A 14,106-nucleotide genomic window follows, 5' to 3' on the forward strand; every position below is an offset into this window, starting at 1 on the left:
GCTGATAAGCACAGAAATAATTTGCCATTTGCGCCTATCAGAAAATTATATGTGGTAACTACCAATCCTGTACTTTTCTTTCAATAAAATTCAATATTTTATAAAGTATTGTAGCTAAAATACATAATATAACAACAGACATAATAACCCAGTCAAGTTTAAATACCTGGCTTCCATAGATGATTAGGTATCCTAAACCTGCCTTTGCAGCTAAGAACTCACCGATGATAACACCAACTAAAGAAAGACCAATATTAACTTTCATAACACTGATAATGGATGGGATATTACTTGGTAAAATTACCTTGAATAGAACATCCTTTTTACTTCCCCCAAGTGTCTTAATAAGTTTAATCTTATCCTCCTCAACACTTATAAAGTTCGTATAAAGTGTAATTATACTACCGAATACGGCAACACTAACGGCAGCAACAATAATTGTTTTTACATTATTACCAAGCCATACGATAAAAACTGGTGCTAATGCTGACTTTGGTAAACTATTTAAAATAACAAGATAAGGTTCCAATACTTTAGCAGCAGTATGATTCCACCATAGTAAAATAGCCACTAAAATACCTATGATAATGACTAGGAAAAAGCTGGCGAATGTTTCTATTAATGTAATTCCTATATGATAAAAAAGTGTTCCACTCTTTGACATTTCTAGCATGGTTTCTAAAACTCTGGTAGGGCTGCTAAAAATAAAAGGATTAATGATATTTGTTGCAGCACAAAACTCCCATAAAGCGAAAAATATAATAAATATAGCCCACTGCCAAGTTCTTATTTTACGTTGTTTTTTTAGATATCTACGTAAGTAAGCTTGGTGTGTGGTAGAAGCATGTAACATCGCTTCCGAATAGTGCTTCTTTGAATATTTCATTTTTCAGTCAACTCCTTCCATATGAGATTAAAGTACTCAGAAAATTCAGGAGCTGATCTTGCATGAAGAGGAGATTTATCTGTAGTTGTTAAATGAATATCGACACTTGCTTTTATTGTGGCCGGCCGATTTGTTAAAACTATGACTCGATCTGCAATACTTATGGCCTCAGCAATATCATGGGTAATTAATATAGCCGTCTTTTTTTCATCTCGTATGATATTACAAATATCATCTGATACCTCAAGTCTTGTTTGATAATCTAAAGCGGAAAAAGGTTCATCTAATAATAAAATATCTGGTTGTAATAAAAGAGTACGAATGAGAGCTGCACGTTGTCTCATACCACCAGATAGTTCTTTTGGTTTTGCATTTTTAAATGCCATAAGACCATATGTCTCTAACATATGGTTAATCATAACAAAGCTTTCATCGGAATATTTTTTCCGAATCTCCAAACCTAGAGAAACATTTTTAATCGTGGTTCTCCAATCTAAAAGATGATCTTTTTGCAGCATATAACCAATATTAATATCCGAATTACTTGCAACTGCTCCGTTTATGTGAATTTTTCCACTATCTGGTTTTAAAAGACCTGCGATTAAAGAAAGAAGAGTAGATTTCCCGCATCCACTAGGTCCTACGATTGCTAGAAATTCACCCTCTGAAACTTGAAATGAGATATCGGACAACGCAAGAGTTTCACCTTCTAGGGAATGATAGGAATAACTTAGGTGCTCTATGTCTAAGATGTTTTTTTGGGTGCCCGAGGATTCCATAATGACCTCCTACTATTATGCTATACAGTATTATATGAGGGTTTAGAATTAAGGTGATTAAGAAGAAATGTCAAAGAATTACATTTGTATAAGTATAAATTTACAATTTATATAAATGATTGACATATGGAAAAAATTCTAATATAATTCTAATATTAGTAACAGATTTACAAAAATAGAAAAATATAAGAAAAATATGCTACATAGTAGAAGAAAAAGGAAAAATATAGAATTCACTATAAAAGCGAAGAAGCTTACACCATTCCGATATTAGTGTGTGCTTATTTCGTTTTTATTGTTGTCTTTTATAGCAAGATGTTCGGGAGGATTTTATGTTTGGTTTGAAAAAGAAATGTCTTATGCTCATTTTAGGAATGGTTACATTGTTGACGGTAGGTTGTAGTGTTGGAACAAAATCGCTATTTGTTCATCCAACCGAACAAGGATATCCATATGCAGTTACATATGATGCTTTGGGAGGTCATATTAATCAGATGAAGACAAGAGTTGTTTATTATGCGGAGGATTCATTACTATATAAGCCAAGCGGTACATCTGGAATGCTAGTTGAGCCTAAAAATGGTCAAAAAACCTTAATTGGTTGGTATACCAATTACACAACAGAAGAAACAAAGAATGGTACAGTATATAACTTTAATGAAGATGATTTGTGGAATTTTGACACAGATAGGGTTAATGCTACAGTTGCTCCGGAAGAAACACTTGAGATTTATGCTAGATGGGCTGATAATCCGAACATTCTTTTTGTGGATGCTGATAATCCAGATGGAGATAGTCTTTTAAAATGGAATATTAATGTTGGTAATACATTGAGTAGACCAACATCTGCAGAACCTACAAAGAGCGGTTATACTTTGGTTGATTATTATGCAGATGAAGCTTGCTCTACTAAGTATACCTTTGGCCAGATTATTAGTGAAGAGAATATAGAATATGATGAAAATGGAAATGCGTATATTAAAATTTATTGTAAATTCATTGAAGGTGAATTAATAAGAGTTAAGACGATATCACAATTGCAAGCAATGGAGCAAGCTCCTGAAGCTAAATATATATTAGCAAATGACTTAGATCTTAGTGGGCAAGCATGGAAGCCAATCGAAGGGTTTACTGGAGAGTTTGATGGTAATGGTTATACAATAAGCAATCTAACAGTGAATGCTAAGAACAAGGTGGCAGGTGTTGCCGCAAAAAATGCAGATGAAGTTTCTTTCGGATTATTTGCTACCCTTAATAATGCTAAGATTTCAGATTTGACTTTAAAAGATACAAAAATAATCATTGATAAAACTTCTAACGTTAAGCTTTGCGCAGGAGTTTTGGCTGGTAGAACGAAAAGAGCAACAATTAAAAATGTTATGGTAGATGGTGCTGTAATTGAAGCAACTGGACCATTGACGATAGATGTTGTAGTGTCACCGCTTGTAGTTGGAGACCTAAGTACTAAATTAGAAAATATTACATTAAATAACTATCTAAGTCCTTCCATAGAGACAAAAGGATTATTTGAGGAATGGCAAGCTAATTAAGTACATATGATTATAGTAAATTACGAAAGACAAACAGTTTCGATGTTTTATTTTATTTGATAATTAAGCCGCAGGCTATAATTATAAAGTTTATTAAGGAGGGTAATTATGAAAAAAAAGAAAAGATTAATAGCACTGTTTCTTTGCCTTGTTATGATTCTTTCAATTGCAGGATGCAAAAAGAATGATAAAGAAACAATTGCAGAAGCAACCCCAACTCCAACGCAAGCTGCCGAGCCAACTGGGGAAGAAAAACAAGAAGTAAAAGCAGACGTTCCTGCTGACAGAAGAGATGGCTCCGTTGCCCGTACAACAGCCAATGAAAACAATCCATTAGTAATCGGTGAAAAGACAATGGATGGTAAATTTAGTCCACTTTTTGGAACAAGCGTTCCAGATAAAACAGTGTATGATATGACACAACTTTATTTAATTTATAATAATGAATTAGCGGAACCTGTTGCAGGAGTTGAATATCCAACAGCAGCTTGGGATTTTGAGATGAGTGCCAATGCAGATCAGACAAAGAGTACATATAAGTTTTGGTTAAAGAATGGTATTCAATTTAGCGATGGTCATGTAATGACAGCAGACGATGTGTTATTTAATATGTATGTATATCTTGATCCAAAGTATGATGGATCTGGTACTATGTATTCCTTAGCAATTGAAGGATTAAAAGCATATCAGACTCAAATTCTTGATGAAACAGCGGCTGATGCTAAGTTAGCTGAATTTGAGACAGCAGGAACTAAAAAAGTAGATGATGCAGTTGCTGGTACTGGTGATGCTACAGTTTTAGACAAAGTATGGAGTATTGTAAAAGATAATATTAAAGCGGATAGCGATGTATTAGTTGGCCGTCAGTATGTACCAAGTGATTTTGGATTAACTGATCCAGATGACTTTTTAAATACTGCACCAGAATCTATCATTTTATTCTATGCAAATACTTGTATTGGAAAAGACCTTGTTACATATAAAGATGGTACATATAGCTTTGATCCAGTGACTGGATTAACAGCAGAAGGAATGTCAGGCTATAAAGCTGAAGACTATATCAATGCAACATTGGAGGCAGTGAAAGCGTATAGTACACCTGCTGGGTTTGATGATGCTTTCGGTTACACTTCAGTAGATGATGCAAAAGTATATTTTATTGCAGAAGAAAAATCTGCTTACCTAGAATCCAATAAGGGTAATGTAAAGAGCATTAGTGGTATTACAAAAGGAAAAGAAGTATGCTCTGATGGTGTTGAGCGTGAAACAATTACAGTTGTAATCAATGGTGTTGATCCAGCTGCTATTTGGAAGTTTGCTCTCCAAGTTACTCCAATGCATTATTATGCTGGTCAAGCAAGACATGATGCTGCCAATGGAGTTGATAATTTTGGAGTTGATTTCTCTAGTACTGAATTCATGGCCGAATTAAAAGACAAGAATGGCCTTCCTATGGGTGCAGGTCCATATAAAGTAACAGATGTGAATGGATCTGAAAATCCAACTGCAGATGGTTTTTATAGTAACGGAATCTGTTACTTTGTAGCGAATGATTATTATTTATTGTCTGCTCCAAACATCAAATATCTAAGAGTTAAAACAATTAATAGTGGATCCGAAATGGATGCGGTATATACAGGTGATGTTCATTATTCAGATCCATCGGCTAGTCCAGATAAAATTAACTTAATTACTTCAGATGCAAGCTACAAACATATGAATTATGTTTTAGTTGATAATCTTGGATATGGCTATATTGGTATCAATGGTAATCTTATAAAGAATCTTAACGAAAGAAAAGCTATTATGTCAGCTATGGATACTACTTTAACATTAAATATGTATCCAGGTGGTTTAGCAGCAGTAATCCATAGACCAATGAGTCAAGTTTCTTGGGCTTATCCAGAAGGAGCTACTGCATTTTATCCATATGATGAAACAGGAGCTACTTCAAAAGAGTATTTCTTAAAGGCAGGATTTACTGAGCAAGCAGATGGTACATTACTTGGTGCAGATGGTAACAAAGTTACATATACATTTACCCTTCCATCAAATACTGACGATCACCCAGCTGGGCAAGTATTCTTAAAGACTCAAGAAGTGCTTGCAAAGTTAGGAATTGAAGTAATTATTGACGTTGATGATACATTATTAAGTAAATTACAAGAAAATGTAATTTCTGTTTGGGCTGCTGCTTGGCAAGCTACAATTGATCCTGATATGTTCCAGGTATATTACTCAGACCCTGAAGTAAATCAAGCAGGATCTCCAAAGTCTACTGGTTTATATGAGATGTTTAAGAGCGGTTCGGATGAAGAAAAAGCTATATTAGTTCGTTTAAATGAACTTATTATACAAGGACGTACATCTCTTAATGTGGATGAGAGAAAGCCAATCTATTCTGAAGCATTAGATAAAGCAATGGAACTTGCGGTAGAACTTCCAACATATCAAAGAAAAAATATGTTTGTTTATAATCAAGATGTAATTGATTCAGCATCTTTAGTTCCATCCGATAAAATTACTCCATATAAAGGACCTATAGATGAAATTTGGAATGTAAGTTTACTTGATAAATAATTTAAGCTTCTGATTCAAATTGGAATAAGAGGAGGGACTTAAAGTAATTTAAGAACCTCCTTTTTAAATGAGCGAGGGATTAACATGTTTAAATTTATTGTAAAAAGATTTTTTGCCTCCATATTCATTCTTTTTGGAGTCTCTATCTTAATTTACTTTTTAGTACGTATGATGCCTGCTGATTATGTGGATCAGCATACAGCTGCACAAGTACAAAGTGGTCAGCTTACGCAAGAAGACGTACAGAGAATGAAGGAACTGTACGGCATTGGCGATAGTTCTTTTACTGGAAAACTAAAGAGTTATGGACAATGGGCTTCCAAAGCAATACGTGGAGATTTTGGTGTTTCCTTCGTTTATGGAAGACCTGTTCGAGAAATTATAGGGAAATACATGTGGATTTCCTTTGGTATTTCTTTTGTTGCTTTAATATTGAATATATTAATTTCAATTCCATTAGGAATTGTAGCAGCAACAAAACAATATGGTGTGGTTGATTATGTAGTAACGATATTAGCTATGATGGGTATTTCTTTACCGAGCTTCTTCTTGGGGGCATTGCTGTTGCGAGTGTTTGCACTACAACTAAATTGGTTCCCATTGCAAGGGTTGTCTGATGCCACAAGAATGCTAAGTGGATTTGACCGTGTTCTTGATAATTTACATCACTTAATACTTCCGATGGTAACACTTGTTGTATTATCTATTGGTAGTTTAATGCGATATACAAGAACGAATATGCTAGAAGTATTAAACTCAGATTATATTCGTACAGCAAGAGCAAAGGGCTTATCTGAAAAGGTAGTTATTTATAAGCATGCATTTCGTAATACATTAATCCCAATTGTAACTATGCTTGGAGGTAGTTTACCAGGATTATTTGCTGGTGCGATGATTACTGAAACTGTATATGCAATCCCCGGGATCGGATATACATCTTATAAAGCAATGTTACAAGGAGACATTCCATTTGTTATGGGATATATGATGTTTTTAGCAGTATTAACTGTACTCGGTACAATATTAGCAGATATTTCGTACGCTATTGTTGATCCACGAGTAAAACTAAGATAAGGAGGGGGCAGAAGATGAGTGAGAATAATATTACAAACATTCAAGAAGTTGAGATTGAGCAAGAAAGCTTAAGTGATAGCGTAAGAGCTCTTTCACCAACAAGATTAGTTGTAAAACGCTTTTTTAGAAGCCGCCTCTCAATGTTTGGACTAATCATTTTAATAGCAATGTTCTTATTTAGTTTTTTAGGTCCATTGTTTATACCATATGGCGAATATGAAATATTTCCAATTGAAACGAAAGTAGATGTTTCAAGTACTGAGAGTTTTGTTGGAGCAGATGGTGTTACATATCAATATTATGATGTAACGACTGGCGTGAATTATTATCAAGCGCCACCTTCAAAAGAACATATTCTTGGAACAGACACCAATGGAATGGATGTATTTGTTCGTTTAATGTATGGTGGTAGAATATCGTTAACAATAAGTTTTCTAGTAGTATTTTTAGAAACAATAATTGGTATTATGTTTGGTGGTATTTCTGGCTATTTTGGTGGCAAAGTAGATATGGTAATCATGCGTCTAGTAGACATTATAAATTGTATCCCAACACTTCCACTTTTATTGGTTGTATCCTCGATTCTTCGGGCAGTGCCACCAAACATTATACCAGTAAGTACACGTATCTATTATTTAATGGGATTTCTTACCTTAATTGGGTGGTCTCAGACTGCAAGAATGATACGTGGTCAAATATTATCCCTTAGGGAACAGGAATACATGGTAGCAGCAGAAGCTACTGGCATTTCAGCAATGGCAAAAATATTTAGACATTTAATACCGAATGTAATGCCACAGTTGATTGTACAAATGACATTAGCCCTTGGTGGTGTAATTCTCTATGAATCAACACTTTCCTATTTAGGACTAGGTTTACAGATACCGAAGGCAGCTTGGGGGACAATGATTTCTATGGCAGATCCATCCAAAGGCCAGTCGATATTGCAATATTATCCAAATCTTTGGATTCCACCAGGACTCTTAATAGTTCTTGCGGTATTGGCATTTAACTTTGTAGGTGATGGTTTACGTGATGCCATCGATCCAAAGATGAAGAGATAAGGGGGATGGTGCCATGTTATTAAAATCAAAAAAGAAAAACGGGCATTATATTACCCGTAAAGAAGAACGCGAAATTGCGAAATATAATCGCAAAATTACGACGGAATTAGAAGCAAAAAAAAGAGCACGAAATGTTTCAGAAGAAACTTATCTAACAAAGATGAAAGATCCGAATAATGTAGTAGAATTCGATGATTTACATACATATTTTTTTACAGATGCAGGAACAGTTAAAGCTGTAGATGGCGTTACATTTAGCATACCAGCCAATAGTACAGTTGGTGTTGTTGGTGAATCTGGATGTGGTAAGAGTGTTACTTCATTATCACTTATGCAATTAGTGCAAGCTCCTCAGGGGCAAGTAGTAAGTGGTCAGATCCGTTATAATAATGGTGAAAAGTGCTACGATATTGCTAAAATGTCAACAGAAGCCATGAGAGAAATTCGTGGAAAAGAAATCGCTATGATTTTCCAAGAACCAATGACAAGTTTAAATCCAGTATTTACAATTGGTTATCAATTGGATGAAGTTACGATGTTACATAATCCTACAGCTACGAAAGAAATGGCAAAAGCAAAATCAATTGAGATGCTAAACCTTGTAGGAATTGCTAGAGCTGAAGGTGTTTATGAAAACTATCCACATGAATTGTCTGGTGGTATGAGACAGCGTGTTATGATTGCAATGGCACTCGTATGTAATCCAAAGCTTATTATAGCAGATGAACCTACCACAGCACTTGATGTAACCATTCAAGCACAGATATTAGAATTACTTCGCTCGGTTCGAGAAAAAATCAATGGTAGTATCATGTTAATCACACATGATTTAGGCGTAGTTGCTGAAATGGCAGATTTTGTTGTAGTAATGTATGCAGGAAGAATTATAGAGATGGGAACTGCGGAAGAAATTTTCTTGGATCCAAAACATCCATATACGGTTGGTCTAATGAAGAGTAAACCAATTGTAAATAAAATCGTAAAAAGACTTTATAGCATACCTGGTCAAGTACCAAATCCTATCAACATGCCAAGTCATTGTTATTTTAAAGATCGTTGTGATAAAAGCTTTAAAGCTTGTGAAGGTGATTACCCATGCCTAAGAGCATTTAGTGAAACGCATAAGGTAGCATGCCATTTGTATGATGAGGGAAAGTCAAAAGTTTCCGCAGATTCAAAGGGAAAATTGGAGGTGGTAAATCATGAGTGAGATTTGTTTATCTGTACAACATCTTAAGAAATATTTTACCATCGAAAATGATATTTTAGGTAGACCAACGGTATCATTAAAAGCAGTAGACGATGTTTCTTTTGATATTCAAAGAGGGACCACGATGGGTTTAGTTGGTGAATCTGGATGTGGTAAGACAACGATTGGAAGAACAATTCTACGTTTGCATGAGTCTACCGATGGAAAGGTTATATTTAATGGTAAGGATTTAGCTAAATTATCTAAAAGAGAGCTAAGAACATTACGTCCACAGATACAAATTATATTTCAGGATCCATATTCAAGTTTAAGTCCTAGAATGACAGTTGGTTCTATTATTGGTGAAGCTGTAAAAGCACATCGAATTGTACCAAAGAATACGATCAAAGAGTATGTTCTTCAAGTAATGAAAGATTGTGGGCTTCAACCTCATTATTTTGAACGTTATCCTCATGAATTCTCAGGTGGACAAAGGCAAAGAATATGTATTGCACGTGCAATTGCCCTACAACCTAAATTTATTGTATGCGATGAGCCGGTTTCAGCGCTGGATGTTTCTATTCAAGCTCAGATTATAAACTTATTAAAAGATTTACAAGATAAATATGAATATACATATTTGTTTATATCCCATGATTTATCTGTAGTAGAGCATATATCAGATGCTGTTGGTGTTATGTATCTTGGTAATATGGTTGAGTATGGAGCAAAAGAAGATATTTTTAGAAATCCATTACATCCTTATACCAAGGCACTATTTAGTGCAGTTCCAATGCCAGATCCAACAGTTAAGATGAAACGAGTAATATTGCAAGGGGATATCCCTTCGCCAGTGAATCCACCAAAGGGATGTAAGTTCTGTACCAGATGTCCAGAATGTATGGAGATTTGTAAAACAACAGAACCTAAGTTCAAAGAGATTGAGCCAGGTCATAAAGTAGCATGCCACTTGTACGAAACATCAAAGGCTAAGTAAAAAACGTACCCTCATAGTTTTTCACATAAGGGAAGGAAGCTTTATGAATAATTATAAAAAGGTTCAATACCTATTACAAAAAAATGTTGTTGACGATGAAATATCAAACAATATCAAAAAAACGGACAATGAAGAAATAGAAAAAGATACTAGCGATAATTTAATTGGTGCAAATGAAAACATAAGAAGCACTAATAAAGAAATTAATTCTAACAATGAAATTAATTCTAACAATGAAACTAATTCTAACAAAGAGAGAAGTAAGGGAAAAGCTAAATTTGTTGATGATGGAAGATCCATTGCTGAACTAAATATCGAAGGTTTTTCTTGGTATATACCGAAACGCTTAAAACGGGAAAAAACAGAATTAGCGAATTTAAATATTAGTAAGAAAGAACGTAAAGCCATGATATTGGGTGCGTTTTCTGCAATTTTACCTGTAGCTGGTTTTATTATTGTAATGTACGCTGGGGCATTCTTATTATTGAGCATGTGGTTAAAATAATTAAATATGGCGATAAAACTGTCAAACATAGATTCACCTTTTAATGGTAATAATAAAAGGGCTATGTTTGACAGTTTTTTTTTGTCCAAAACTTAATGCTTAAATTTATATAAATCTTCTAAATATGTATTTTGAATTTCTTTAATTATGAATTTTTATACAAATATAGTTAATTCGACGAAAAAGGAAATTAAACAACAGGATTATTTGACAAAAATGAATAGTTATATTAAAATTATTGATTGTTCTTATAACGTAAATCATATCCAGATTGAAAATTGAAAGGCAAGGTGAGCCAGTGGCAAGAGGTAAGTATCGGAAAGATTATGAATCTCATATAGAAGTACAGGGTAAAAGAAAGAAGAAAACACTTATCTATAAAGGTAAATATTATAAGATAGATATTAATCAAGAAGAGCTTAAAAATATGAAGATTAAATATGCTATTTTTAGCGCATTAACAATGTTAGCGTTCATATTTGTTGGTCTTCAAAATACAGAAGGGTCAAGAAAATTTTATATTATTTTGCCATACATTTTTACATTTTTACCTATTTTCTATGAAATTATGGGTACAATAAAGCTTATAACAAATAAGCAAAAGATGACATTTGTGGAATACGATACCTCAATACAACGTATCAAGCGCTCAACAATTGGAATTTTAATATTCTCACTATCCAGTAGTTTTGGAGAAATTATATTTCTTATTACAAATAAAATAACAGATGTTCGATCATTAGAATATCGAGCTTTAAGTGGAATTTTATTTATGAGTTTGATATCCTTCCTATTTTTACAGCAACAAAAAAAATATAAGTGTGTAGAAGTATAAGAGAATTGAATAAATAAGACAAAAATTTATTTAATATGTAAATTTAAAGGAAAAATTTCCAGATTTGTAAAGATTATACAAGCGATTTCACGAAATGCATAAAAATACATCATGATTTATATATATGTTTAGATATTTCATATAAAAAATGCTTTATTCTTAAGAAACATCACAAAATAGAACATTATGATAAAAAACTACACATTGACAAAAGAAAAATGACGTGATAATATTTTCAGTATTCTAGGTCTTTTAGACCGTAATAAAAGGGAGAGATGAAAATGAGAAGTAAAACTGTAAAAAAAGCATTGTCTTTATTATTAGTTCTTTCTCTTGCTGTTGGTATGTCAGCTTGTAGCAAGAAAAACGATAATACGAACAATGGCGGTAACAACTCTGGAAACAATTCCGGGAATGAAGCAAGTGCAGATACACCTTTAGTTGTTGGTTATTTGCCATTTAGTGAAAAGTTTAGTCCATTTTTCGCTAGCACTGGGTATGACAGGGATGTTGCGGATATGACACAAGTTAGTTTGCTAACAACTGATAGAACTGGTGGCATCATCTACAACTCAATTGAAGGTGAAACAGTTGCATATAATGGAACTGACTACGAATACAAAGGAATTAGTGATATTACAGTTGATTATGATGAAACTAGTGATATTACAACATATAATATTAAAATCAGAGATGATGTTAAATTCTCCGATGGTGAAGTTTTAGATGCTGATGATATCATCTTTAACTATTATGTATTAGCTGATAATAGTTATGACGGTTCTTCAACACTTTACTCAACTCCAATCATTGGTATGTTAAATTATCGTAAGAATAATTCAAATGCAGAGAACACAACAGTAAGCGCTGAAGAAATCGCTGCTGAAATTGCTAATATGAGTGAGGAAACAAAAACTGCAATCGCAGAAAAAATCATTATTCCTACTTTAACATCTGAATTAGAATGGGTAAAAACACTTTATGGAAATGAACAATATGCTTCTTATACTACTGAATATCCAGTAGCAAAAGACTTATTTGCAAATTTCTATAGCATTGATGAATCCTATGACTCTACTGCTGTAGCGGACGAAAGTCAAGTTCTTAGCGACATCATTGCTCAATATGGTGCTAACTACACTGCATTAGGTACTAACTATGCAGGTGATGAAACTTACTATCAAGCAGATGTTGATTCTATCGTAAGTGAAATCTTATTAGATAAGAAATTAGCAACTGGTGGTGAAGAAGTTCCTAATATCGAAGGTATTAAGAAAATCAGCCAAACTGAAGTAGAAGTTAAGACAAAAGGTTTTGATGCTACTGCAATTTATCATATTTGTGGTATTACTGTTGCTCCATTACATTATTATGGAGATGAATCCGCATATGATTATGATAACAATAAATTTGGTTTTACAAGAGATGATTTATCTATAGTAAAAGCTAAGACAACTCAACCAATGGGGGCAGGTCCTTACAAATTTATCAAATATGATAACAAAGTAGTTTATTTTGAAGCAAACGAAAACTACTATAAGGGTGCTCCAAAAACTAAATATGTACAATTTAAAGAAACTCAAGATACAGAAAAAATTTCCGGTGTTGGTACTGGAACAATTGATATTGCAGATCCATCTGGTAGTTTAGCAGGATTCGAAGAAATCTCTAGCTATAACTCTAACAAAGAAATTTCTGGTGACGTAATTGAAACAAATACAGTTGATAATTTAGGTTATGGTTATATCGGTATTAATGCTGATAACGTAAACGTTGGTGGAGATGCTGGTTCTGAAGCTTCCAAGAATTTAAGAAAAGCATTCGCAACAATCTTTGCTGTATATCGTGATGTTACAATTGATAGTTACTATGGAGATGCAGCTGCTGTTATTAACTACCCAATTTCAAATACATCTTGGGCAGCTCCACAAAAATCTGATGAAGATTATAAAGTTGCTTATAGTACAAATGCTGATGGTAGTCCAATTTACACATCTGAAATGTCTGCAGATGATAAATATGCAGCAGCACTTCAAGCAGCAGTTGATTATTTTGTAGCTGCTGGTTACACTTATGATGAAGCTTCTGGTAAATTAACAGCTGCTCCAGAAGGTGCAAAACTTGAATATGAAGTAATTATTCCTGCTGGTGGTGCAGGTGATCATCCAACATTTGCTGTATTAACAAAAGCAAAAGAAGATCTTGCAAAGATTGGTATGACATTAACAATCAACGATCCATCTGATTCTAACGTACTTTGGGATAAGACTGAAGCAAATACTCAAGAAATGTGGGTAGCTGCATGGAGTGCTTCTATTGATCCTGATATGTATCAAGTATACTACAGTTCAAATAGAATTGGTAAAGGTGGAACAGATAACAATTACTTTGCAATTGCAGATACACAATTAGATCAATTAATTTTAGATGCGCGTCAGAGTTCAGATCAAGCTTATCGTAAAGCAACTTATAAATCTGCTCTTGATATTGTATTAGATTGGGCTGTTGAAGTACCTGTATATCAAAGACAAAACTGTGTTATCTTTAGTGCAGAACGCGTAAATTTAGATACAGTTACACCTGATATTACAACTTATTGGGGCTGGATGAATGAAGTCGAGAAGATCGAAATGAACTAATTAGTTTG

The 14,106-nt window shown here is 33.8% G+C and carries 11 protein-coding genes; 9 read left to right on the forward strand and 2 right to left on the reverse strand.

Translation table 11 applies throughout. From position 1 onward, the window contains the following. Positions 1 to 58: 58 nt before the first annotated feature. On the reverse strand, positions 59 to 853 hold the full coding sequence (locus tag BN4220_RS09815; protein ID WP_066720842.1) for an ABC transporter permease subunit: 795 nt from the start codon (positions 851 to 853) through the stop codon (positions 59 to 61). A gap of 29 nt (positions 854 to 882) precedes the next feature. Continuing rightward, positions 883 to 1,665 (reverse strand): ABC transporter ATP-binding protein, encoded by a 783-nt coding sequence (locus BN4220_RS09820; protein ID WP_066715726.1) that lies wholly within the window; start codon positions 1,663 to 1,665, stop codon positions 883 to 885. Between the two features lie 332 nt (positions 1,666 to 1,997). Here BN4220_RS09820 and BN4220_RS09825 point away from each other — a divergent pair, with 332 nt between their 5' ends. The 9 genes from BN4220_RS09825 (at position 1,998) to BN4220_RS09865 (ending at position 14,098) form a co-directional block, all read left to right on the forward strand. After that, positions 1,998 to 3,215, forward strand: coding sequence for an InlB B-repeat-containing protein (locus BN4220_RS09825; RefSeq protein WP_066715727.1), 1,218 nt, complete (start codon positions 1,998 to 2,000; stop codon positions 3,213 to 3,215). A gap of 108 nt (positions 3,216 to 3,323) precedes the next feature. Beyond that, positions 3,324 to 5,795: an ABC transporter substrate-binding protein gene (locus BN4220_RS09830; RefSeq protein ID WP_066715728.1), complete on the forward strand. Its 2,472-nt coding sequence runs from the start codon at positions 3,324 to 3,326 to the stop codon at positions 5,793 to 5,795. A gap of 84 nt (positions 5,796 to 5,879) precedes the next feature. Then, complete coding sequence (locus BN4220_RS09835; protein WP_066715729.1) at positions 5,880 to 6,869, forward strand: ABC transporter permease; 990 nt, start codon at positions 5,880 to 5,882, stop codon at positions 6,867 to 6,869. Between the two features lie 14 nt (positions 6,870 to 6,883). Continuing rightward, the gene (locus BN4220_RS09840) at positions 6,884 to 7,933 is read left to right on the forward strand and encodes an ABC transporter permease (RefSeq protein ID WP_066715730.1); all 1,050 of its coding nucleotides are present in this window, start codon (positions 6,884 to 6,886) and stop codon (positions 7,931 to 7,933) included. Between the two features lie 160 nt (positions 7,934 to 8,093). Next, the gene (locus BN4220_RS09845; RefSeq protein WP_242867826.1) at positions 8,094 to 9,143 is read left to right on the forward strand and encodes an ABC transporter ATP-binding protein; all 1,050 of its coding nucleotides are present in this window, start codon (positions 8,094 to 8,096) and stop codon (positions 9,141 to 9,143) included. Next, positions 9,136 to 10,119 (forward strand): ABC transporter ATP-binding protein, encoded by a 984-nt coding sequence (locus tag BN4220_RS09850; protein WP_066715732.1) that lies wholly within the window; start codon positions 9,136 to 9,138, stop codon positions 10,117 to 10,119. Before BN4220_RS09845 ends, BN4220_RS09850 begins: the two co-directional genes overlap by 8 nt. Positions 10,120 to 10,162: 43 nt before the next feature. Continuing rightward, positions 10,163 to 10,624, forward strand: coding sequence for a hypothetical protein (locus BN4220_RS09855; protein ID WP_066715733.1), 462 nt, complete (start codon positions 10,163 to 10,165; stop codon positions 10,622 to 10,624). A gap of 298 nt (positions 10,625 to 10,922) precedes the next feature. Beyond that, positions 10,923 to 11,459, forward strand: coding sequence for a hypothetical protein (locus tag BN4220_RS09860; RefSeq protein ID WP_066715734.1), 537 nt, complete (start codon positions 10,923 to 10,925; stop codon positions 11,457 to 11,459). A gap of 281 nt (positions 11,460 to 11,740) precedes the next feature. Then, positions 11,741 to 14,098: an ABC transporter substrate-binding protein gene (locus tag BN4220_RS09865; protein WP_242867777.1), complete on the forward strand. Its 2,358-nt coding sequence runs from the start codon at positions 11,741 to 11,743 to the stop codon at positions 14,096 to 14,098. Positions 14,099 to 14,106 lie beyond the last annotated feature (8 nt).

Source organism: Clostridium sp. Marseille-P299 (assembly GCF_900078195.1).
GTDB lineage: Bacteria > Bacillota > Clostridia > Lachnospirales > Lachnospiraceae > Lachnoclostridium.